General features: G+C 56.9%; 27 protein-coding genes and 2 tRNA genes. 19 read left to right on the top strand and 10 right to left on the bottom strand.

The window, feature by feature from the left end:
- From NYR50_RS07240 to NYR50_RS07205, 8 genes are all read left to right on the top strand, one after another.
- Complete coding sequence (locus tag NYR50_RS07240; protein WP_418137236.1) at positions 1 to 645, top strand: hypothetical protein; 645 nt, start codon at positions 1 to 3, stop codon at positions 643 to 645.
- Positions 646 to 662: 17 nt separating this feature from the next.
- Positions 663 to 772: transfer RNA gene (locus NYR50_RS07235), tRNA-OTHER, on the top strand.
- A gap of 19 nt (positions 773 to 791) precedes the next feature.
- Positions 792 to 1,457: a hypothetical protein gene (locus tag NYR50_RS07230; RefSeq protein WP_121592272.1), complete on the top strand. Its 666-nt coding sequence runs from the start codon at positions 792 to 794 to the stop codon at positions 1,455 to 1,457.
- Positions 1,457 to 1,885 (top strand): N-acetyltransferase family protein, encoded by a 429-nt coding sequence (locus NYR50_RS07225; RefSeq protein WP_418137235.1) that lies wholly within the window; start codon positions 1,457 to 1,459, stop codon positions 1,883 to 1,885. The genes NYR50_RS07230 and NYR50_RS07225 overlap by 1 nt, the downstream gene beginning before the upstream one ends.
- A gap of 43 nt (positions 1,886 to 1,928) precedes the next feature.
- Positions 1,929 to 4,826 carry a phage tail protein gene (locus NYR50_RS07220; protein WP_418137234.1) on the top strand — a complete coding sequence of 966 codons (2,898 nt, stop codon included), beginning with the start codon at positions 1,929 to 1,931 and terminating at the stop codon, positions 4,824 to 4,826.
- 18 nt (positions 4,827 to 4,844) lie between these two features.
- Positions 4,845 to 5,060: a hypothetical protein gene (locus NYR50_RS07215; protein WP_418137233.1), complete on the top strand. Its 216-nt coding sequence runs from the start codon at positions 4,845 to 4,847 to the stop codon at positions 5,058 to 5,060.
- Entirely contained in the window at positions 5,053 to 6,549 is a 1,497-nt protein-coding gene (locus tag NYR50_RS07210; protein ID WP_418137232.1) for a gp53-like domain-containing protein, read from the top strand. Before NYR50_RS07215 ends, NYR50_RS07210 begins: the two co-directional genes overlap by 8 nt.
- A 1-nt stretch (position 6,550) precedes the next feature.
- Entirely contained in the window at positions 6,551 to 7,012 is a 462-nt protein-coding gene (locus tag NYR50_RS07205; protein WP_418137231.1) for a hypothetical protein, read from the top strand.
- Positions 7,013 to 7,055: 43 nt separating this feature from the next.
- On the opposite strand, the gene NYR50_RS07200 is transcribed toward NYR50_RS07205, so the two are convergent.
- Both NYR50_RS07200 and NYR50_RS07195 read right to left on the bottom strand, forming a co-directional pair.
- Complete coding sequence (locus tag NYR50_RS07200; RefSeq protein WP_418137230.1) at positions 7,056 to 8,495, bottom strand: hypothetical protein; 1,440 nt, start codon at positions 8,493 to 8,495, stop codon at positions 7,056 to 7,058.
- A gap of 86 nt (positions 8,496 to 8,581) precedes the next feature.
- Positions 8,582 to 9,256: a class I SAM-dependent methyltransferase gene (locus NYR50_RS07195; RefSeq protein WP_418137229.1), complete on the bottom strand. Its 675-nt coding sequence runs from the start codon at positions 9,254 to 9,256 to the stop codon at positions 8,582 to 8,584.
- Positions 9,257 to 9,568: 312 nt separating this feature from the next.
- Here NYR50_RS07195 and NYR50_RS07190 point away from each other — a divergent pair, with 312 nt between their 5' ends.
- The 3 genes from NYR50_RS07190 to NYR50_RS07180 all read left to right on the top strand — a co-directional run bounded on the left by NYR50_RS07190 (position 9,569) and on the right by NYR50_RS07180 (position 11,193).
- Positions 9,569 to 10,495 (top strand): glycoside hydrolase family protein, encoded by a 927-nt coding sequence (locus NYR50_RS07190; RefSeq protein WP_418137228.1) that lies wholly within the window; start codon positions 9,569 to 9,571, stop codon positions 10,493 to 10,495.
- The gene (locus NYR50_RS07185) at positions 10,492 to 10,731 is read left to right on the top strand and encodes a hypothetical protein (RefSeq protein WP_418137227.1); all 240 of its coding nucleotides are present in this window, start codon (positions 10,492 to 10,494) and stop codon (positions 10,729 to 10,731) included. Before NYR50_RS07190 ends, NYR50_RS07185 begins: the two co-directional genes overlap by 4 nt.
- A gap of 117 nt (positions 10,732 to 10,848) precedes the next feature.
- Positions 10,849 to 11,193, top strand: coding sequence for a hypothetical protein (locus NYR50_RS07180; protein WP_418137226.1), 345 nt, complete (start codon positions 10,849 to 10,851; stop codon positions 11,191 to 11,193).
- A gap of 728 nt (positions 11,194 to 11,921) precedes the next feature.
- Here NYR50_RS07180 and NYR50_RS07175 read toward each other — a convergent pair.
- The 5 genes from NYR50_RS07175 to NYR50_RS07155 all read right to left on the bottom strand — a co-directional run bounded on the left by NYR50_RS07175 (position 11,922) and on the right by NYR50_RS07155 (position 13,998).
- On the bottom strand, positions 11,922 to 12,338 hold the full coding sequence (locus tag NYR50_RS07175; protein WP_418137225.1) for a hypothetical protein: 417 nt from the start codon (positions 12,336 to 12,338) through the stop codon (positions 11,922 to 11,924).
- A 12-nt stretch (positions 12,339 to 12,350) separates the two neighbouring features.
- Complete coding sequence (locus tag NYR50_RS07170) at positions 12,351 to 13,013, bottom strand: SOS response-associated peptidase (protein ID WP_418137224.1); 663 nt, start codon at positions 13,011 to 13,013, stop codon at positions 12,351 to 12,353.
- A gap of 2 nt (positions 13,014 to 13,015) precedes the next feature.
- A complete protein-coding gene (locus tag NYR50_RS07165; RefSeq protein ID WP_418137223.1) occupies positions 13,016 to 13,495 on the bottom strand; it encodes a hypothetical protein in 480 nt (159 codons plus the stop codon).
- Positions 13,479 to 13,685 (bottom strand): dehydrogenase, encoded by a 207-nt coding sequence (locus NYR50_RS07160; protein ID WP_418137222.1) that lies wholly within the window; start codon positions 13,683 to 13,685, stop codon positions 13,479 to 13,481. Before NYR50_RS07160 ends, NYR50_RS07165 begins: the two co-directional genes overlap by 17 nt.
- A 73-nt stretch (positions 13,686 to 13,758) precedes the next feature.
- Positions 13,759 to 13,998 (bottom strand): hypothetical protein, encoded by a 240-nt coding sequence (locus tag NYR50_RS07155; RefSeq protein WP_173992658.1) that lies wholly within the window; start codon positions 13,996 to 13,998, stop codon positions 13,759 to 13,761.
- 173 nt (positions 13,999 to 14,171) lie between these two features.
- Between NYR50_RS07155 and NYR50_RS07150 the strand changes: the two genes are divergently transcribed.
- Both NYR50_RS07150 and NYR50_RS07145 read left to right on the top strand, forming a co-directional pair.
- Positions 14,172 to 14,843, top strand: coding sequence for a S1C family serine protease (locus tag NYR50_RS07150; RefSeq protein WP_418137221.1), 672 nt, complete (start codon positions 14,172 to 14,174; stop codon positions 14,841 to 14,843).
- Between the two features lie 286 nt (positions 14,844 to 15,129).
- Positions 15,130 to 16,383 carry an oxidoreductase gene (locus tag NYR50_RS07145; RefSeq protein WP_418137220.1) on the top strand — a complete coding sequence of 418 codons (1,254 nt, stop codon included), beginning with the start codon at positions 15,130 to 15,132 and terminating at the stop codon, positions 16,381 to 16,383.
- A gap of 5 nt (positions 16,384 to 16,388) precedes the next feature.
- Here NYR50_RS07145 and NYR50_RS07140 read toward each other — a convergent pair whose 3' ends face one another.
- The gene (locus tag NYR50_RS07140) at positions 16,389 to 16,517 is read right to left on the bottom strand and encodes a hypothetical protein (protein WP_418137219.1); all 129 of its coding nucleotides are present in this window, start codon (positions 16,515 to 16,517) and stop codon (positions 16,389 to 16,391) included.
- Positions 16,518 to 16,727: 210 nt separating this feature from the next.
- Here NYR50_RS07140 and NYR50_RS07135 point away from each other — a divergent pair, with 210 nt between their 5' ends.
- The 5 genes from NYR50_RS07135 to NYR50_RS07115 all read left to right on the top strand — a co-directional run bounded on the left by NYR50_RS07135 (position 16,728) and on the right by NYR50_RS07115 (position 19,287).
- Positions 16,728 to 17,195: a hypothetical protein gene (locus NYR50_RS07135; protein ID WP_418137218.1), complete on the top strand. Its 468-nt coding sequence runs from the start codon at positions 16,728 to 16,730 to the stop codon at positions 17,193 to 17,195.
- Positions 17,195 to 17,896, top strand: coding sequence for a hypothetical protein (locus tag NYR50_RS07130; protein WP_418137217.1), 702 nt, complete (start codon positions 17,195 to 17,197; stop codon positions 17,894 to 17,896). The genes NYR50_RS07135 and NYR50_RS07130 overlap by 1 nt, the downstream gene beginning before the upstream one ends.
- Before the next feature lie 208 nt (positions 17,897 to 18,104).
- Positions 18,105 to 18,383, top strand: a complete 279-nt coding sequence (locus NYR50_RS07125) for a hypothetical protein (protein WP_418137216.1) — start codon at positions 18,105 to 18,107, stop codon at positions 18,381 to 18,383.
- Entirely contained in the window at positions 18,380 to 18,823 is a 444-nt protein-coding gene (locus NYR50_RS07120) for a GTP pyrophosphokinase (protein ID WP_418137215.1), read from the top strand. The genes NYR50_RS07125 and NYR50_RS07120 overlap by 4 nt, the downstream gene beginning before the upstream one ends.
- Complete coding sequence (locus NYR50_RS07115) at positions 18,820 to 19,287, top strand: dATP/dGTP diphosphohydrolase domain-containing protein (protein WP_418137214.1); 468 nt, start codon at positions 18,820 to 18,822, stop codon at positions 19,285 to 19,287. Before NYR50_RS07120 ends, NYR50_RS07115 begins: the two co-directional genes overlap by 4 nt.
- Positions 19,288 to 19,642: 355 nt before the next feature.
- Here the strand turns inward: NYR50_RS07115 and NYR50_RS07110 are convergent, their stop codons facing one another.
- Positions 19,643 to 20,494, bottom strand: coding sequence for an AbiJ-NTD4 domain-containing protein (locus NYR50_RS07110; protein ID WP_418137213.1), 852 nt, complete (start codon positions 20,492 to 20,494; stop codon positions 19,643 to 19,645).
- Positions 20,495 to 20,973: 479 nt separating this feature from the next.
- Positions 20,974 to 21,049: transfer RNA gene (locus NYR50_RS07105), tRNA-Lys, on the bottom strand.
- Positions 21,050 to 21,330: 281 nt separating this feature from the next.
- Between NYR50_RS07105 and NYR50_RS07100 the strand changes: the two genes are divergently transcribed.
- Entirely contained in the window at positions 21,331 to 22,077 is a 747-nt protein-coding gene (locus NYR50_RS07100) for a cytochrome c biogenesis CcdA family protein (RefSeq protein ID WP_006314286.1), read from the top strand.

Here is a 22,077-nt window from a genome sequence, read left to right as displayed (position 1 = left end):
ATGACAATCACATACCCGCTCCCAACATCGTTTTTCGACGAGTTCCCAGGCTGGTCGACGGAGTTCAATCTGCTTTGGCGACAAGAACAGTCGCGCACGGCTGGCGGACAGACAGTCGTCAAGGACATGGGCTCGCCACTCTGGCAGATGACGGCGCAATCGCGCTCGATGAAGCCGAACGAACTGGATTACTGGCGTGCGCGGCTTACGAGCCTGGAAAACGGGCTCAAGACGTTCCGCGCATTCCCGAAGTCTCGCTGTTTCCCTGTGGCATATCCGAACGGCAGTTGGCCAACCGGCGGCGCATTCGCGGGGGTAGGGCAGGTGGCTACGATTGCGAGTAACCGCAAGGCGATCTCGCTTTCAGGCCTTCCCGGTGGCTACAAAGTCACAGTCGGGGATTTCATCCAGATCGGCGACAAAGACCTTCACATGGTTATGGAGCCCGTAACGGCCAGCGCAGGTGGCGTGACGACGCAGTTTGAGGTTCGCCCGCATCTGTGGCCGGGCGTTACGGCACCTGTCGCCGCTACGCTGGTCAAGCCTTCCTGCATCATGGCGATCGTGCCCGGCTCGATCTCGACAACTGCCGACATGGCAACGGGACGCGGCACGGTCACGTTTCAGGCGATTGAAGCGAGATAATTGTTGTATAAGTCCGTGGCGGGCTAGCTCAGTGGAAGAGTAGGCCGGTTGATGGCGACGTCATCCGGATAGTTACTGCGGGTCTTCGACCGGCAGTAAAGCGTAGGTTCGATTCCTGCGCCCGCCCACCTTTTCTTGGAAGCTCAATGAGAAACATCTCAGCAGAAAACCTTGCTGCGCTTGAGGCGCGGCAGCTGGTGGCGCGCGACTTCCTCTGGTTTGTTGCGCGCGACCGAGCGACTGGTGCGCCTGTAACCGATGGCATGTGGTCGGACGTCGGCAACGTGTCTGCGGCGATTGTGCACCCCGATACAGGCCTGCCGGTCACTCGTGACTGGTATGGCTCCGGCACGCTGGTGCAGATCGATGACATCCCTCTCGTCGCCAACCTGTCGGTGCAGAACGTCAATATCCGCCTGTCTCAGGTGAGCGAGCACGTCCAGACGCTGGTGCGGCAATACGACTGCCGTCAGGCTCGCGTCGAGATTTATCGAGGTCTATTTGATCCGGACAGCCGCCAGATGGTAGCGCCGGCCGAATGCCGCTTCGTGGGGTTTGTCGATACCATCACGATCAACACGCCTTCTGAGAATGAGGAAGGCAGCGTGACAATGGTTTGCGCCAGCCATACCCAGGAAATGACGCGTTCCAACCCTTCGACGCGCAGTCATGCCACGCAGGTGCTGCGACAGGCCGGCGATGCGTTCTTCACCGATGCTGATACCTCGTCCGAGTGGGAATTCTTCTGGGGATCCGAGAAGGGCAAGGTCGCCACGCAGCCGAAGCGCAAGAAGTTTCTTGGGATATTCTGATGGACGTCCGGTTCGCAACTGCGCAGGACCGCGACCGTGTTGTCGCGCTCCTGCGTGAGAGCCATGAGGCCGCTGGCTTCACTTTTCCATTCCAGGCGGCATATGCCGATCGGCTGTTTCAGCAGCATCTGGTGTCGCCTGTGGCTTGCGTTCTAGTTGCTGGCGAGCCTGCGCAGAGCGTGTTGATGGCATGTGCTTTCGATCACCCATTCGGCGCGGGTCGAATTGCCAAGGAAACGGTCTGGTACGTCACGCCGGCGGCACGCGGTCGCGGCGCGATCAAGATGCTTGATGCCTACGAGGCGTGGGGGCGGTCGGTAGGTTGCGTCTCTGCCGGAATGGCTTCGCTCGCAACCAATGATGTTTCCAGCCTCTACGAGCGGCGCGGCTACAGCGCTGTCGAAACTCATTTCATGAAGCCGCTCTAGCGGCCGCGCGCGCATCGCGCAGCGCATCCACCAAGGAAAATCGATGGCTATTTTTTCTGGCATCGCAGCCGCGATATCCGGCGTGGTTTCGGCTGTCTCCGGTTTTATTGGCGGCCTTGGCGTTGTCGGCTCCTTCCTGCTGAAAACCGCCGTCGGCGTCGGCCTCAGCCTTCTCGCGCAGTCTCTTGCAGGTAAGCCAAAAGACCCGACGTTCTCGATTAACGGCACACTGCAGGGCGGCGGCGATGTTCCTCGCTCCTTCATCCTTGGTCGCACCGCTACCGCTGGCTCCCTCGTGTTCGTCAATACCTGGGGGCAGGACGGCGACACGCCGAATGCCTATCTTACGCAGGTTATTGCCCTGTCGGATTTGCCGGTTCGAGGTCTTGCCGAGGTCTGGGTTAATGGCGAGCGCGTCACGCTCGGCGGCCTGACTGATCGTGGTTATTCGGTCAACGAATATCCCGACAGCCTTTGGGTAAAATTCTACGACGGCACTCAGACGACGGCCGACAGCTTCCTGTTTACATCGGTTTCGAATGGCAACAGGTGGTGGAACCCGGATCGCATTGGGCGCGGCGTTGCTTATGCGATCGTCACCGCTCGCGTGTCAAAAAATATGTTCTCCGGCGTGCCGTCCTTCAAGTTTGTGCTTGAAGGCATGCGTCTTTATGATCCTTCACGGGACAGCACTGTTGGTGGCATAGGCGACCAACGCGACGAAGATCCCGCGACCTGGGGCGGCGATGGCGACTTTCTGCCGGCAGTCCAGATCTACAATCTGCTTCGCGGCATCTACTATAATGGCCAGTGGGTATATGGCCTGCAAAACCTTTCGTCATCGCGTCTGCCAGCTGCGGCATGGATTGCGCAGATCGACAAGTGCCGGGCTTCCGTACTGGAATCGACTGGCTACGTTCATATGTACCGTAGCGGCGGCGAGGTGCAGGTCGATGCGCCATTGACGTCTGCTATCGAAGCGCTGCTGACTGCCTGTCAAGGCAAGATTTCCGAAGTCGGCGGCGTCTATTATCTGCACTCCGGTGCGCCGGATGTTCCCGTCATCGCCTTCACCGACGATGATATCCTGTCGACGGAAGAACAAGAGTTCACGCCATTCCTCGGGCTGGCTGACACCATCAACGGTGTTTCGGCAAGCTACCCTTCGCCGGCAGATGGTTGGGTCGCCAAGACAGCACCCCCGCTCTATCGGACTGACCTTGAGGCGATCGACGGCAATCGCCGCCTGATGGCTGACGTCGACTTGAACTTCGTTCCTTATCCGGAGCAGGTGCAGCGCTTGATGAAATCGGCGCTTGAAGAGGCTCGACGGTTCCGCAGGCATACGATTGTGCTGCCGCCAAAGTTCTGGGCCTATGCGACGCCGGGAACGGTGTTTTCGTGGACGTCTGAGCGTAACGGCTACATCGCGAAACTGATGAGGCTCGATGGCGTTGCCGATCGCGCCAACCTCGATGTGATGATCGACATTACCGAGGTCGATCCGACTGACTATGATTGGAGCAGCGATACCGAGTTCAAGCCTCCTGTTGACGGCCAGCTTGGCGTCATTCGTCCGACGCCTCAGCCAATCGTCGACTGGTTCGCCGAACCGGCCACAATCAAAGACGCGGCTGGTGACGATAGGCGACCTGCCATCCGGCTGACGTGGGATAATAGCGACGGTCGCCTCGATGATGTCATTGGCATTGAGTATGAGGTCCGGCTTCAAGCCACGCTTGAAAAGGTAAGCGAGGGCCGTACCGACCAGCCGCAAGTCGGCTCAATGCTGATCTCGCAGAGCCTTCTGCCCAATCAAAGCTACGTTGTCCGCGGCCGGTACATTCCCGGCGGTGACAGGCCGGTGTTGTGGTCCGGGTTCATACCCGTCATCACGCCGAACATCCTTCTTTCCGACAAGGATGTGTTTGTTGATATCGATCTGAGCGGCGTTGAAGAGGCGCTCGGCTGGCTCCGCAACAGCACCAGAACCGCGCAGGATGCCATAGACGGCCTCCTTGCGGGGATGATGGAGCTTTCGGTCGTTGCCTACAAGGACACCCGAAATCTCGCCAGAGAAATGTCCGTAGAGCTTGGAGCAGCGCGTGCTGAGTATCGGGAAGATATCCAGCTTGCCGTGAATGAGACCATGGCCGTTGCTGGCAAGGTCGAAACGCTGACGGCGGCGCTGGGCGGCAGCTCTGCTTTCGTAAACGTGGCATGGGCCGCCATCGCCGCCCCTTTAGGATACGCGGCGCGATACGGCATCACGGCTGCCGTCAATGATGAGAACTATCGGTCTGCATCGTTCCTGATGGACGTGCCGTCAAACCCGGCAAGTCCGACGCGCATCATCATGAAGGCCGGTCAGGTCGTCATGGTGAGCGATGACGACGCCACGATAAAGCGGCCGTTCGTGTTCCAGTCCGGTGTCCTCTATCTCGATGAGGTGAGGGTCAATCAGCTTTCGGCATTGTCTGCTGTCCTCGGCAACGTCGATATTTCGAGTGCTTACATCGGTACGCTGACCGTTGGCACGTCGAATATCGATCCGGGGGCGGTAACCAGATATGATGCGACAAGCGGGGACAGTGGGGACATCTTCTCCACGACGTTCACAACAGTACTGTCATTCACAAGCTTTCACGGCGCTGGAGCGCCCCTCATTGAAATTATGTTCAACGGGGCGGTGGGCGCTGGCTCAGGCGGAAATGCCGAGTACAGGGTTTGGGCCGTAGAAGACGGGGCTGCCCTGAGACAGCGAACAGTTCTTGGCGGAGGTGCTCCAAGCACCACCGCTCCCTCTACGGAAGTAATGACGCATACGCCGCCATCTGGGCGAACGCAGACGACCTACCAATTCCAACTCAGATCAACCGCACCCAGCAACGCAGCGGGCATGCGCGGCGGCTACATGCGCGCCTTCGTAATGAAGCGCTAACATCGAGACAGGTAATAAATGGCAACCGGAAATCAGATGCAGGTCGACGCTTTGGTCGGTCTGCAAGAAGCGGAAGTGCGCGAAGCTTTCCTGAAGAACCGCACACTTCTTCTCTCCCAACACCTCGCCATGCAGAAGCAGGAAAACCAGATCCTCCTCGACAAGATCAACGGTCTCGAAGCCGATCTGCGCCTCGCTCGAGGTGAAGGCGAAGGAGACCCCGCCAATGGCTAACACCACATGGTACGGCGATGGCACGGCAACCGTCGCTGTAGGCTCTCGCACGGTTACTGGCACTGATACGGGCTGGCTGACGGAAGCTGCTGGCCTGACCCCAATCAAGGTTGGTGACAAGTTCGGCATCCACGTCGGCCGCCCGATTGTCATCGAGCAGATCGTCAGCGATACGGAACTGTTGCTTGCCGATGACTGGCCCGGTCCAGCGCAGACGGACGCGCCTTACAAGGTCGAACTGACGTCGCCGACGATTGCCGCTGTCGAGGCTATGCGTCGGCTGCTGGCTTCGTTGTCGAATGGCAATCTCGACAGCCTGTCTGAAATCTCGGTCGGCACGGATGATATTCCGATTGGCATTGGGCCGGGTGTGTTTGGGACGATCAACAAGGCTGCTCTGGTCCAAGGCGTCCAGTATGATGCATTCGTTGCCAACCTTGCGGGCAGGGCGGCATATAATGGGGCTGCTGCTGGCTTCGCTGTCCTCGTCATCGATATTGGCGATGGCCGGTCGGCGATCTATTTCAAGAACTCGGCAACGTCGGGCGACTGGAGTGCGCCGTCCTATGTAACTGGTCCTGTCGGTCCTGCCGGCGTGAACCAGCGCGGCAACTACAGTGCAGGCACGGCATACGCGATCCGCGATATCGTGCAGTCTGGTGGTTCGACGTGGATTGCCAAGGTCGCAACGACAGGAAATGCGCCTCCGACGCTTCCAACGACGGAGAACACGCAGTGGCTTCTGTTCGCTCGCTCTGGCACTCCGGGCGTGGTGGATCGAGGCGCCTACAGCGGCGCGCCGGCATATGAGGCGAACGACATCGTTCTCAACAATGGCTCGACGTGGCTTGCGCTGCAGCCGACCACGGGCAATGCGCCGCCTACCTTGCCGACAGAGAGCAACGCTTATTGGCGGCTGCTGGCCCGTAAGGGTACGGATGGCTCGGGTACGGGTGATGTCGTTGGGCCTGCTGGCGGGGTTGCTGATAACTTCCCGGTAGCGTTCGATGCCACCACTGGAAAACTCATTAAAGCGATCACCGGGGCGATTGCCGCTCTGCATGCGCTGACCCCTGCTGCCAATAAGCTGGCTTACTTCACGGGCGCAGGCGCAGCCTCTCTAACGGACCTCACCGCATTCGCGCGTACCATTTTAGATGACGTCAATGGTGCAGCGATGTTTGCCACCATGGGTGCATCGCTTTCAGGAACATCCACGAATGGGACGATTATCTTTCCAAATGGGTGGATGATTAATTTCGGTCAGACGAGTGGTGACACGACCACTACATTTGCAGTTGCTTTCCCGACTGCTGTTTTAGCTCACGGGGCGAATGCCACGAACGCACAAACCGCTTCAGGGGAGGTTCTGTCTATTCATGCCAGTACGATTTCTCAGAGTTCCGCGACTTGGCGTCCGAGATATGGAAATTCTGGCGCTTTCGGAGTGGCATCGCAGACGTACAAATGGTGGGCTTTGGGGTATTGATATGAGATATGCAACGATTGACGAAAACGGCTTTCCCTCCGGCTTCTATTTTGCCGATATTCACGGCGATGCCATTCCTAAAGAAGCCATTGAAATTACAGATGCGCAATGGCTTGAATTTATCGGCAATCCCGGTCTGCGGAAATGGGTTGATGGTCAGATCATCACGGTGGAGCCTTCAACCACCCCTCCCACCATCACCGACTACGAATACGCCATCCAGAACCTTGTCGACGGCACGGCGCGCGAGCGTCAGTTCCGAGACGGCGTAACACTGGCCTCCTATATCGGATCTACCAAGCCAAAATGGGCGGCAGAGGCTCAGGCCTTCGTCGCCTGGCGCGATAACGTTTGGTCCTACGCTTATGGAGAGTTGGCCAAGGTGCAGACAGGGCGGCGCCAGCAGCCAACCGTCGAGCAGTTCCTTGCCGAGATAGCTCCAATCGCTTGGCCAAATCTCTAGCTGAACAGCTGAATCAACGAAAAGCGCATTCCTACAGAGCGCATCACAGTTCTTTGTTCCCTGGGATCGATGGCCTGATCGGGCCGCAATACAACTTTGCCTCATTGTCGCCACTCGGTGCATCGCATGGCGGACCGCCGGTTATGTTTGAGTAAACGCAGCTTCCTCCAGTGAATTCCCGGTATCGCTTTAGGTCGATGTTTCGCGTTGGATCCTTTTCAAGTTGCGACCAGATTTCTTGATTGGATAAGAGTCGGTCTGGCCAGAGCGAGGGCGCGACGTCGCGGACGAAAAATGCGCTCGAGGTTACGAACCAGGCGAGTACTACAAGGCTGATAGCTGCGTTGAACCGATTTGGGCGAAAGGCAACCGAGAGCGTCAGCATCCCAAAGAACATCGGGAAAATCAAATATCTCCCGCCCACCAAAAAAGGGGATAGTGCTGCATGATCGGTCTCAGCTCTAATTCGGGCGACGGTCAGCAGGCAAGTGCCAAGATAGGCCAATAAAGGAAATGTGATCGCTGAGGCAAGAGCAATCCTTCTGCCTTCACCACTAGCGGCTGAAGTCCAAAGTTTTGCTAGCATCATTGCGATGACTACTAGCCCCGCGGCACCCGATATAGTCTGCAAGGTTTGGGATTGAAGGTCTGGGACAGAAAGCCATGGAGTGGAAAATGTCGCACGGATCGCTGCGATTGGCTGCTCTACAATCAACGTCAAGAACCGAGAGACGCTCGCAGAAATCTGAACTGGGCCATCGCGACCACCACCACTTTGTGCTGTCGGGGTGGCGTGCAAAAGCGTTAGGGATGCTCCAACGACTAAGGCGGATCGAGCCTTTGCAAAGGCACCCATTGAATATGCTGACAGCGCCAAAGAGATCAACCCAGCCACGCTAACGGCGAGACCTATTCCGAAAAAATGCATCGAAGCATAGGCCGATAATGTGCACAAAAATGCAGACCGTCTGGTTGGTTCATTGATGAACTCCATGAGCCAGTACAGTGCAAGGGCCACGCAAGCGAGGCAAGCCATCTGGAACCACGTAATTGGCCAGCTGAAAAGCTCTGTGGCGAACGGGTGAACCGCAAAAGAAAGAGCAATGGCAACTCCGATAATCAAAGATGCGCGCTTTCCGGCGGCTGGATGTACGTTTAGGATAGAGCGTTGCATTGCACATGCGGCGCACACGCTCATTGCCGCGAGGACAAGGGCTTGCCGAACACTCCAAAGCGCCTCGTTGGGCCCAAACATCCAGGAAGCCAGCAACTCAGTCGAAAGCGCAGCTGGAATAAAGTGCCCACCATATGCAGAGGTGAGGCAAGGCTTTATCCACTCCCACCAATTTGGCGAGTATGCTTGCTGCAAAACAAGCCCAGACTCAGCTCTTAAAAACTGGATCGGAAAACCAAAGCGTTGATTGAATACCCAAAGCGCTATTGCCGTCACGAAATACAACGAAAAAAATCTAGTTATCGACAACGCTTCCCCCGTCCGCTTTGCGGGAAACACATACACAACGCACAATTGAGCGCAAGCTTGCATCGCTTCGCCTTATATCGATCTGACTATTTAGGTTTTTCGGCCGTGACCAAAAATTGCTTCCCGAAGATTGGCCATGCGAACGGCATTTTCAGGTAGCTCTTGATGAGAATGTCGTGTGTCGGTTGTTTGTTGGCCATCGTGAACGGTAGAAATCTCGGAATGTTCGAGACTACGCTATAACCGTTCATTTTGAGACCTTCTTCAAGTGATAGGTGAGATAACTCAAGGTAGTGGTCGTAGAAGTCCCAATATTCCTTGTAGGCGTACTTGATGTTTGGCCCGAGAATTATGAATTGGCCACCCGGTTTGAGTGTTCGAAGAACCTCCCTCAAAACGATATCGCATGCTTTTTTGTCGGGCAGATGCTCAAGAAAATTAGAGGTGAATGCGCGGTCGAGTGTCCCGTCAGGAATATGAGACAGATCGTCAGCCCTCGTCGCCTTGAAATTTACGCCGGGCGACAGTTGCTTTTCTGCGTCAGGATTTAGGTCAACGGCATATTTGGTTTTCACATCGATATTGTTGATGAACTCGCCGTAGCCGCATGCCAAATCGAGAATGCTACCGTTTCGGATGACGCGAGAATTGAAATATGACGTGCACAGCACTTTCCAAACACGGTCACGTTTCTCCAACCCGGTGTCGACAAAGCGAGTGCGGTAGATTTCAGACACATTCTCAGCGGTCTCAACAGCCATGTTTCCCTCCATTAGTGATCTCGAAAATTCGTACAATCGCCCCATGAAGATGGCAATGCCTACAACTTAAAAACGCCGCAACCCGGCACCCATATCCCACAAAACAAAAGAGGCCCGTCGCACGCAGTATGGCGACCTGTTTCAGGGGACGTGCGGCGGCCTCCTCATACAACTTGGAAATTAAAAACAAAAGACCCGCGCAACGGGGGGCGGATGTGCGCGGGTCTTTAAACCATGAATTGGGGACATGGCGCGGTACTAATGCGCCGGCCGCATGAAGGTTCCCAACACTTTCCCAACTAGGACACCAAAATGCCAATCACCACAATCTCCACACAGGGGAGGGCTTTCGTGCGCCTGCACGAGGGCAATCCGCTCACTGCCTATCTCGACCCCGTCGGCATTCCGACGATCGGCACAGGTTTCACGATGGGCAGCGATTCCGTTCGCCGCGAACTGGCAAAGATCGGCATTACCAAGCTGGTGCCAGGCAAGACCAAGATCACGGCCGCACAGAGCGACGTGATCCTCGACGCCGTGCTTGCTGCCGAATACGTCCCCGCTGTTGTTGCCGGATCGCCTGAGAACCGCAAGCAGCACGAGCTTGATGCTGCCTCGTCGGTGACGTTCAACCTTGGCGTTGGCGCCATGAAGTGGACGTGGGCTGAGTTCTGGCGCAAAGGCCAGATCAAGGCCGCAGCCGCGCACCTCGCGAGAAACTACAACACCGCGAAGGGGAAGAAGCTGCCCGGCCTCGTGCGCCGCCGCAAGGAAGAGGCGCTGCTGTTCGAAAAGGGCATCTACACCGGCATTGTGAGCGCGACAAAGGAAGCCACCGCAGAGCCGCCACCCCAGCCAGATCCACTCGTCAAAGAAGCACAGGAATTGCTGACCACGGCCGGCCTTAATCCAGGCGCTATCGACGGCTGGATGGGCGAGAAGACAAAGGCGGCCGTCATCGCCTATCAGAAGGCACATCCGCACCTGATCGCAGACGGCATCATCGGTCCAGCCACGCTCGCTCAGCTTCGGCGCGACGCAGGCGCGGCCAAGGACGTGGTCACAAAGGGCGTGAGCTCGGCGGCTGGCTCTGGATTGCTCGCTTTCACCGCAGGCCTTCCGTGGGGCTGGATTGCTGCGGGCGTGCTTGTTGCAGTCGTTGGTTACGTGGCCTACCGCAACCGCGATGTGATCGCACGCCGCTGGAATAGCTGGCGCGGCAAGGAGGTGACGGTTTGATCCTCCTGTGGGCAAAACTCAAAGGCTACCTAGCAGCAATCGGCACAGCGCTCGCGATACTCGCGGGCGTATTTTTTTACGGCCAGAGGGCAGGGCGCTCCGCGGCGAAAGACGAACAGGCCGTAGCAAACGCGAAGGCCATCAAGAAGGCCGGGGTTGTGGAAAATGAAATCAGAAATCTGGATGACGCTGGCGTTGATGGCGCTCTTGGCAAGTGGATGCGCGACAAGCGGTAGTTATTGCGACATCGCAAAGCCGGTGCGGCCGTCTATCGAGGACCAGATGACGTCAGAAACGAAGCGGCAGATCCTCACCGAAAACGAGAAGCTGCAGAAACTCTGCGGGGTTAAACCATGACCGGCCCTGAAATCATGGCTGTCGGCGGGTTCTTCGTGCTGCTGTTCGGTTTCCTCTTCGGCCTATGGAAGTACGTCGACGCGAAGATCAGTGCCGCAAAGATGGAGGCGTCTGGCGCCGCATCTGCGGCTTCGGCGATGGCGTCCCTTGCGAGGGAAGAGCTCGCCGCTCACCGCCTGCATGTGGCGGAAACCTACGTTTCAAAGTCCGGCCTTCGCGAACAGACTGAGCAGATCATGGGCGCTATCGGTGCCGTGAAGGATGCCGTCGACAAGATGACGTTGCGCGTGGATCGCATCGTTGAAAATCAATCAAAGCCGCGCACGACGCGGGCTTCATGAGTTAACCCGCTTGCCGAGAGGCAGGCGGGTTTTTTATTTGTTGCGAGAGCAAAACAAAACCCGCCGAGTGTGGCGGGCTAGTTGGGAAAAAACGCGCGTACTAAATACATTTCGCGCTTAGATTCAGCGTGCCATAGCAATGTAAACGGCTGGTAAAGGTCAGATGCATGAGGCGTAGGGATAATCCTACCGCTTCTTCACCTCGTCCCGTTTCAAGGACGCCCTAATACTCACATATGCGTGGCAGAGGAGCGATATGAAAAATCCTACGAAAGCCAGAGACGAATAGCCTACTATCCGATTGGAAACGTTGTGCCAGCCTGCAAGCAAGGCGCCGCCGTGAAGCAGCATTAGAACCAAGAAGGCGATTTGGAAGCACATGGCCGCTTTCCAGAAACCTGATGCGTTCGCAATGTAACTCCCGAGCCACGATGAGCCTTGAGTCTTTTTAGTTGGTTCAGGCACCGCTCACCTCTCCCTTTTCACCCGATCTCCCAAAATCTTCCACCGCCCACAAAACCGGCGCCGCGCGCTCTGCTCTGAACGTCTTGAGTTCACCATCACCGTGACGGCTCCTTGTACGGATAATGCTCCCAGCAATGCCATGATGACTTTTCGGCCTTCGATCGGGAATACCCGAAGCCTCCCCATTTACGGCAGCCAGGATGCTCACACCAGTGGTTCTCATGGATGCCATCGCCGGCCTTGTCAGACTGGTCGCTCATTGATTAGTGCCCCTTGCGAGAGTTTTGCGGCGGATCGTAAGCCGCAACGGGCGACCCATCACCGCCTTGCATCTCCTTCGTAAATAGGTGCATTGCTTCGGCCGGTGAACTGGCTTTAACCCAGAGAATTACGGGCCCCGACAAAGCGGGGTCGCGATAGAGGATGCCCGCCAGCGACAGGGAATCACTGAACAAAACCTGCATTGATGCGCCGGAAGCACGGGTTTCGTCATACCAGAATCTCTCAGTTCCAGCATAAGCATAGACGTCGCGAAAACCCGGTTTGGCGGCAGCCTGTTCGATGAGCTGAGCATCGATGCTCTTCAGCTCAATCTCGTCTATGTCTATGTAGTCTCCATCAGCCTGTCGGCCGATAACGCGTATGCCATGCTTCCTTAAAACCTTCGGCTTTATCAGCATGCGCCTTCTCCTCTATCCGAATAGATCGGACGGCTTCCTCTCGTCTTCTACAGGCAACAGCACGAGGCCGTCATCGGGCAGCGGCCGCTGAAGCGCTTTCGCTTCTTCCCATGGCGCCGTCAGCCACATCTCCACCTCATCCTTATTCGTCAAAATGACCGGCATTGCCTTTGGGTGGATTGGCTTCACGACGCTGTTGGGGTCGGTCGTCAGGAAACCGAAAAGCTGATGGTCGCCATCGCGCGGGTTCTTCATCGAGCCGCGGACACCGTGCCAGTCTATCCAAATCCCAGCGAAGAAGGCGAGGGGTGTTTCCTCATTGATCGCAAACCAGCGCTTCGTTTTCCGGGGCTTTGTGTCTTCCCATTCGCAAAATGTCGTCCACGGAACCACGCATCGGTTCTCGACCCGAAGCCACCGCCGCCAATGTGGTGAGGTAACATTGCGGATGTTGGTCACGCCGGTGTCAGGCTTGCCTTGTGTGACGAACTGAGGCGAGGGCATGCCCCACGTCAGCCCGGCCAACTCCCGACCGCTTTCACCGTTCCGCACAACTGGCGCCGGCCGGTCGGGGTAGACATCAACGTCTGGCTCCAGGTTAAGCCGTTCCTGCATGATCCCCGCAATGTCGCGGATCGATTCCTGATTGGTTTTCACGCGGTACAGATTACACATGCTCACCTCGGCAATTTTGCAATCGTGATAAAGGAGCCGCCCTTTTCGCCGCACTTCCGGCATTTCAAGCGGGGCTGTAATTCTTTGAGGGTCGTGTTACCGCCGACCATCTTCAAGAGCTTCCAGCGTGGTAACTCCGTCACATGCTTGCACGATCCACACCCGGCCACAACGACTTCCCAGGAGCGTAGATCGAACACTCGCGCGCCGGAGGTTTCTTCTTTCGCCGCTTTTGATGTTCGTTCCTCGAACGTCCAATAGTAGCTCATCCTGCATCGTGGGCCGAAATCTTCCTTCGATTTTGGACATCCAACAAGCCTCTGCGCAATCATGCGAAGCGGGCTTGGGGCTGGGGCCGCAATAAATTCCGCCTTCACCGCATTGCCATCAAACGACCGAAGAATCTCACAATCCTCGCAGATGACCCATATTTTTTCTCTGTCGAGTTCCTTGTAATCGTAGCCGTTATCGTTTGCTGTCATCCCGGTCTTCATTCGGTAGCCAGCCTCGTGTAAAACCCTTGCCCATCGCTGCGGTCGCAAGCGCGAGCTGCAGGCGCAAATGCTGAATGTCTTCCATCAGCGTCTCGATGGCCGCACGGCTGTCGCCATCGTGCCATGCAATGATGTGGTCAACCGGATCGGCCTCCGGCTCTCTGGTGTGTGGGCGCACTTTCTCATTCTCCTGTCTCAGAGTGTCAAAATCTTTCCCTGTTTTGAAAGGCGCGCGTCCCCGCGCCGGTAAATCAGTCTGGCATCAAATCGGCAATTTGCCCGTGTTGCACCAGCAGGCGCGGGTTTGCCATGGTGCCACTTTCCTCGTCCACGGTAACGGCATAAGCCGCAACGCCGACGTGACGCGGGGCCATCGCGCTCGCGATTTTCTCGGCGGATGCTTGATTGGAAGCTTGCCGCATTTCACCCGGAACGACACCGCCACGGCTGTTTTTGAACTGCACGACAATAATTTTCTCGCCGTCTGCCATTTTGCCTACTCCAGTTTGTTCTACAAATGTTCTCGTTTTGGAATGGAGTCAAGTGGAGTCTTGGAATCTTGACAAATTTGTAAAAACAGTATAGCTTCATTATCGGCCCCACCAGCCTGCTTTACCAGAAGCACCACCACATTGGCGCCAGACGCCAGAAAGAGGGGATAATCATGCTCAGACGATTCCTGCGTGCCGCGTTGCGGCGTTCTCCCACAGCATTCCTCGTTGCCTTATTTCTCGTCGTCGCCGCAACATCTGCGGCCGCATATGCGCTCCTTCCTCCACCGGCATTGCCGGCGACCGAGAGCGCAACCGTCAAAATCCAAGTCAACGACGGCCACGGCTCCGGCGTCCACATAGGCGACGGCTTTATCATCACTGCTGCGCACGTCGTCGGCGACGCTAAAGAGGTCCAGCTGAAAGCGAAGGGCGGCGAGTTCCGCAAGGCTGATGTCCTTTGGGTCAATAAGGCCAATGACATCGCACTGCTGCGCACGTCGTCGGCGGGCCTTGGATCTGCAAAGCTTGCCTGCCGCGTTGTGAAGGCTGGCGATCCTATCGTGGCCTACGGCAATCCCCTGCAAATCGAATTCGTTGCCGCGTACGGCAAGATTGCCGGCGAGCCTCGCAAGACAGGTCCGTGGAACGCGGTCTACGTGACCGACGTCACGACCGTGATGGGCGCCAGCGGCGGTCCGGTCTACGCGGACAACGGCGACCTGATCGGCATAACTGTCGGCGTGATGGCTGCGCCGATTGGCTTCTCTGGCTCGCTTGTCGGGTATGGCTTTGTTGTGCCTTCTACTGAGATTTGTGGGTTGCTTGGGAGGTCGGCGATATGAGCTTCTTTGGGCTGCGGCTCCACAATGGGGGCCCGGACAATCCGACCAAGATCAGAGCATACACCGGCACTCTCCTTTCTAAGGGGAGTAGCACGGAAGGCCGAAACGATTACGCCGACCACGAAATAGCGCGTTGGTATGGGATATCTTTCAAGCTGAAATGGTTCATCGGTTTCTGGATCTTTGGAAACACTGCTTACCCCAGCGAGTACGGCCCTATCCCTTACCGCTAAAGAAAATCGGCCGCCCCACCAAGCGGCCTTCACCACCATATCGAGGAGACTTCATGCCTCTACCCATAGAAGAACTGCGTCGAAGAGCCGACGCCTACCGCGAGCACGGCACGCTTGTGAAAGCTGCAGAAGTGCTTGGGATCGGCAAGTCCGCACTTGCTGATAGCGTCAAGCGCGCCGCCGAGGCTGGCCTTCTCGGGACGGAGCCTGTCTTACCCGGATTTCGCATCAGCAAGATCAGCAACACGCCAAGCGGCACATTCATCCAGCAGACGCAGGAGCGAGGCGAGCGTTTCGAAGTGCCTGCCGGGCACGTAGTCAAAGGCGTGTCTGCTCTCGTCGATGCTGAGGGTCGCGTTATCCAGCAGTGGCAGAAGACGGCGGTGGAGCAGGAAGGCCAGCTAGTTGCGTTCCGTGCGATGGTCGACGGGCTCAAGGAAGACCTGCCTCGCATCACGATAATGCCTGCGCCGCAGCACGTCGAAGAAGACCTCCTCAACCAGTTCGTAGTGACAGACAGCCATTTCGGTATGCTGGCCCACCGCGAGGAAACTGGCGCTGACTACGATCTAAGGCTGGCCGAGCAGTTACTGCTGGACTGGTTCGCCGCCGCTGTGGCGGGCGCTCCGCAGGCGCACACGGCCGTTCTCGCGCAGCTGGGCGACCTATTGCACCACGACGCTCTTGAGAGCGTGACGCCAGCGCATAAGCACGTTCTCGACGCCGATTCTCGCCTTCATAAAGTTGTTCGCGTCGTCATTCGCACGCTGCGGCGCGTCGTCGACATGCTGCTTCAAAAGCATAAGCATGTGCATGTCGTTATGGCGTCGGGCAACCATGATCCGGCCTCATCAGTATGGGTGCGAGAGCTTCTCGCGACGATCTATGAGAACGAGCCGCGCGTGTCGGTCGATACCAGCCCGATGCTCTATTACGCCTACAAGTGGGGCGACACGGCGCTCTTCTATCACCACGGCCATAAGCGCGGCGTGGCCCAGGTCGACGCGACATTGGCAGGCATGTTTCGCGAAATGTTCGGCGCCTCGAAATACGCTTTTGCCCACGTCGGCCACCTGCACAGCGATGAGGGCCGCAAGTCCGCGCTGATGTATGTCGAACGCCACGAAACGCTTGCCGCACCTGACGCTTACGCTGCGGGCGGCGGCTGGCTGTCTGGACGATCCGCCAAGGTCATCACGTATTCGCGTCGCTTCGGCGAAGTGGCTCGCGCCACGCTGCGGCCGGAGATGGTTGCCGGGCGGTTTGCGGCTGCGAATGACAATGAGCCGGCGAGGGCGGTGGCGTGAGCTAGTCACACCACGAACGCCCCTCGCAGGATAATGGCGAGTGTGATCACAATGACGGTGAGCGCGATAATGGCTAAGGCGCCACGTGCTTCGCCCTCTGTCTGACCATGCTTAATCTTGAGGAAGTTCTTCATTTGGTGCTCCAGTGAAAGATTCGCTGGCACCACAATGGCAATACGCACACCTTACAGGCGGCGCGTCAATGTCGTTTGTGAACCAATCCGGAACAAACCCGCAAAACGTGGGCAAATACGATCACGATTTCGACTTATGCCCAGCAATCCCCAGCCGACGCCATCCACCAAATGGCGTCGAATCACCACACCACAGAGGAGATATAGAGAATGGCAATTTCACCAGAGACAACAGGAGAGGGCGACCGCCCACCTGTACCAAGAGCGGCGTTCGCCAACGACAACAGCCCTTCACACAATCACGCCGCAGCCATCAACCTCTTTGCAGCTGACTGCCACGCGGCGAGCCGCAGAGCAGGCTGGTACACCGACCTCGCAACCGGCAAGGCGATGGACCGCAACGTGCCTGAGATGCTCTGCCTGATCCACAGCGAGATCAGCGAAGCGATGGAGGGCTATCGCAAGTCAAAGCCTGGCAAGGTGCTGATGGACGACAAGCTGCCGCACCGGCCTATGGCTGAAGTTGAACTTGCCGACGCTATGATCCGGATCGGCGATCTAGCGGCTTTCCTTGGCTATGACCTCGGCGGAGCGATCATCGAGAAGATGGCATTCAATGCCAACCGTCCTGACCACAAGATTGAGAACCGGCTTAAGGCTGGCGGGAAGGCGTTTTGATGCTGATGCGAATAGAACAAGCCGTACCGGCAGAACTCGCCACCACCACCTTCGGCCCGCTCGACAAGTACGTGGCTGCGAACGATAACCGTGAAGGCCAGTGGATCCCCGACTGCAGCAATACTGCCTCTCGCGGCGTGTTCGTGCCAGCTGAACCACCTCGCACCGGCGATTTCATGCAGACATACACCGGCCGCCAATACTGGCCGATGGACCCGCGACCGCACGAAGTCTACATCGATGACATCGCGCATTCGCTCGGCCTGCAATGCCGATACGCTGGTCACTGCATCAAGTTCTACAGTGTCGCGGAACACTCGGTTCTCATCGCACGCCACCTAGCGGCTACACACGCGCCAGAGGTTGCTTTGGCTGGCCTTCTGCACGATGCGTCGGAGGCGTACTGCGTGGACATTCCGCGTCCGCTCAAGCCTTATCTAACGAATTACCGGGCCATCGAGCAAGACAACTGGCTGGCTATAGCGGCGCGGTTTCAATTAGACCGCGAACTGCCGAGATCGGTGCACGATGCCGACAATCGCATCATCGCCGACGAGCTCGTCAATCTTGTGCCAATGCCTTGGCATGCGCGGTACGCTGGCCAAGAGTTGGGCGTGAAGCTGCGGTACTGGTCGCCGGAAGAGGCGGAACTGGAGTTTCTGGCGACTTTTGATGCGTTGATGGCAAGGAGGGCGGCATGAGCGACACGAGGACTTCTTACGCCTATTCAGTTGTTGTCTGCGGCACCTGTGACGGCAAGGGATACACTACTCGAGATGTGCTGACTGACTATCACCGTAGGGAATACGACACAGAGATACACAATTGTTGCCGGTGCAAAGGGTCGGGACGGATGGAGTGCAAGGTGACCACAGAGACGTGGCCGTTTGTGCCGCGCGAGGTCTCCACATGAGCATCAAACCCGGCGACGAAGTGATCTGCATCGACGACGCCACCCTTCCAGAGCAATACCTCGGCATTCGTGCCGGGGAGACCTACACAGCGACGTGGGTAGGCATGTGCCGCACATATCTCGGCGGAGACTACGCGGGCATCCGCCTGGCTGGCGTGAACCGCGGTGTTTGCCCGCAGTTTGGCGAAGAGGATCCACCGTTTGCGCTGCGCCGCTTTAAGCCAGTGGTGAAGCCGAAGGTGGATGAAGAAAAGAAGGTTGAGGAGACGGTATGAGTGACTTAGACACAGCAATCAAACTGGCAGTCGATGCGCATGCAGGGCAGACCGACAAGGCGGGGCAGCCCGACAAGGCGGGGCAGCCCTATATCCTGCATCCGCTTCGCGTAATGCTCACGCTGGAAAGCGAAACCGCTCGAATCGTCGGCGTACTTCATGACGTCGTCGAGGACACTGGCGTCAGCCACGCCGATATCTTGGCGATCTTCGGTGAAGAAGTGCACGCGGCTGTTTTCGCCGTCTCTCGGCAGGAAGGTGAGGACTACTTCGATTTCGTGCGGCGGGCGATCTCTAACTCGATCGCGCGACAGGTGAAGATCGCCGACCTCCGCGACAACATGGATGTTTCGCGCGCGCTGCCTGACGACGAGAAGAACCGGGCGCGCTTGGAGAAATACCGAAAGGCCATGGCGATCATCGAGGAGACCGGCGTATGACAATCACATCCAAAGACGCCGGCTGCCTCACAGCCGTACCGGCGAATGATAACGTTCCGGTTCCTGCAGAGCTAGTGCCGTTGGCGGAAGCCATCGGCAAGTTGCCTTCCTCCAATCCGAAGCGAGCCTTTGGCGTGAAGAAGCCGTCAGCGCAGTTCATCCCGCCTGTTGCGATCATTGAGGAAAGCGTCGTCATGGCGCTCGGCGCCGCCAAGTACGGCGCTTTCAATTGGCAATACGATCCCGTCGACGCCACCACATATTACAGCGCAGCTATTCGGCACTTGCTGCAATGGTTCTCAGGTGAGGATATCGATCCGGAGAGCGGGGCATCTCATCTGGCGCACGTTCGGGCCTGCATGGGTATTTTGCTGGACGCGAAGGCAGCGGGAACGCTGATCGATGACCGGCCTAAGTGCGCGTCAGCTAGCGAGGCTGTCGAGCGGTTGAGGATGGCGGCTTAAAGAAAAAGCTCTTGTGTGGATAAACCGCACAAGAGCTCCTTTGGTTACCAACCGAAGATTCTAAAAATCGAGGGCCAGCTGATTTTCACAGCAAAAGCCAATCGAAAACTCCTCTCCGACTGGTTGGTCTCGATGAGCAAAAGAGCGTCCATGGACGGTCCTTTCTATCGCTGTGTGCCTGGCCTTATTGAACCGCTGACGCACGTTGACCAATGCTAGGGTTTTTCCGTTTAACTCGCTAATTCCTTTTTATCGGAAGTGCTTCTCAGCCCGGGGCTCCCTAATGCACGCGGCTGTCTCTTGTTGAAAATTATCTAGGTAGGCACATTGCCGCTTACAAGGGAGCGAGTATTAATCAGAGTCCAGCCGCCCTCTTTTTTTGAATAAGGTACGTGACGAATGCAGAACAAGCGCCAAGCATAAACATAGCGTCCGCTTCATCGACATCAGCATCACCCTTCTCCAAAAGAGAGTGTCGTATTCCTCCGGCGTCACTCGTGAACCCGTAAATTGATCCAAAAGCAGTTTTCAACGCTGTGTGAATCACTCGGTTCTTTTCGAGAGCTGTCAGTGCAGGCCCGAGCGTATTAGTATTAGGTGCAATAGTTCTGGCGACCGATTCCACGGCGTGAATACTCTCTCTAATGGAATCGGCCCACGCACCCGCCGTAAGACTACTCATAGCATTTCTCAGATGGGAGCGAGCGCCATCCATTCCTGCCGCTTTCAATTCATCAAGAGCGTTTTGAGCGGCCGCACCTTCCTCCTCCGTAGCGAATGGAGCGATAGTGTCACCGTCAACAACTCGGTACGCGGCACGGTTGCTGGACAAAATGAGGTTTACGCGATTGCGGAGCGAGGTGGGGCAGCTCGGATGTCTAAGGACATATTGTATGAATCCAAAGAATCTAATGTAGTCGGTCGTGAACATAACATGCTTCACGTGTGCCTTGGCAAAAGCGGTTCGAGTGTCAAATTTGTCTATGGGTTGCCGAAGCCTATCAACATAATGGTCTTTCAGTATAACGCGCCATGGCGGTCCAAGCCACGTTCCCGAAGTATTTTCAATTTCGTCGTGAAACAGTTGCCACATCTTTGCAACAAGAGCGTCTGATACCTCTTTGAGAGCTAATTGTGAGGGCAATGAATCTGCGCCTTCCGCCTGCTCAAAAGTCAACTCTTTGCGATATGAAAACTCGTTATCCAATTTAGGGCCTCGCAGTCCAAGACATCACCGGTGCGTATCAAAAAGCCTCCCCCGCGCGAGCAGGAGAGGCTTCTGCATTACAGGCCGAGCCAGCCGAGGATCAAAGCCACACTGACCTTCAGGTCAAGCTTCAACCGAAACGACCGTTCGGACTGACTGGCTTCGAGAAGCAAAGATGCATCCATAAGGAGCTCCTATATCTCTGGGCGAAGTCTTGGGTAACCGCGTATCGCCCGCCAGACTTTTTGAGGGTGTTTCCAGTTTGAACAGCCAGGTTGCCCCCTCATGCGCGGCTGTCTCTAGTCATAATGAGAGATGGTTGTCGGCACCGATTCCCGCAAGAGGAAAATCAACAAAAAGTTGCACCACGAGAACGCCCGCAGAACGAACTCTGCAAACTGGCAGCAAACTACGCAAACCGCGATGTACGCAAGCGCTCGCTAACTTGCCGGTTCTATCAAAGATTTCAGGTGGTTAGGTGGTGAGAGCGCAGGGATTCGAACCCTGGACCTACTGATTAAAAGTCAGTTGCTCTACCGGCTGAGCTACGCTCTCCCGTGTCCGGGCTTGGCTGCCCTTCGGAAGTGCGCGGAACATAGGTAGAGCGATCCGTTCGGTCAACCCAAAAAAAGCGGTTTCGACACTCAATACGGTTTTTTTTGTCGCACCCCCAAAAAGGTGATTGGAGAGAGGGGGCGGCTGGGGATAAAACCGGCTTCAGGCGTGTCGGGCAGACGGGTGAAATCGTTTTGCAGCAATGACATGCACGAAAATGAAGCGTGAAGCATCGGCGATTATTGAGAATCGCCGGTCTTTGCGGGATGCGGAGTTCTTTCTTGTCGATTGCCGATATTTCCCTGTTCAGTGCGCTTCTGGCCGGCGCTCTTTCATTTCTCTCGCCCTGCGTCCTGCCGCTGGTGCCGCCTTATCTCTGTTATATGGCGGGCGTTTCGGTCGAGCAGTTCAGGACGGAAGAGACCGCGCCGCGGCCGGAGGTTCGCAGAGCCGTGCTGTTTTCGGCTTTCTGCTTCACGCTCGGTTTTGCCACCGTGTTTGTGGCGCTGGGGGCAGGCGCTTCGACGATCGGCACGCTGCTGCGCCAGAATCTCGATATTCTCGCCAAGATCGGCGGCTTCATCATTATCCTCATGGGCCTGAATTTCCTCGGTGTTTTCCGCATCGGCCTGTTTTCGCGCGAGGCGCGTTTTCAAGGGGCGGGCAAGCCTGCCACGCTGTCCGGGGCCTATGTCATGGGTCTTGCCTTCGCCTTTGGCTGGACGCCCTGCATCGGCCCGGTTCTGGGGGCTATCCTCGGGGTTGCCGCTTCGCGTGATACGGTGGGCGATGGCGCGATGCTGCTTGCGGTCTATTCGCTTGGCCTTGCGGTGCCGTTCTGGATCGCGGCGGCGTTTTCCGGGTCGTTCATGCGTTTCCTCGTCCGTTTTCGCCGCCATCTTGGGCTGGTGGAAAAGTTGCTCGGCGTGCTGCTGGTGCTCACCGGTCTCGCTTTCATGTCCGGTTTCATCACCAATGTCGCAATCTGGTTCCAGGAGACCTTTCCGATCCTGATGCAAATCGGCTAA

The organism is Agrobacterium sp. El2ro-1b (assembly GCF_048298475.1).
In the GTDB taxonomy this organism is placed as follows: Bacteria; Pseudomonadota; Alphaproteobacteria; order Rhizobiales; family Rhizobiaceae; genus Agrobacterium; species Agrobacterium fabrum.
Note: the sequence above shows the minus strand (reverse complement) of the source record. Positions and strands in the feature narration are given on the sequence as shown.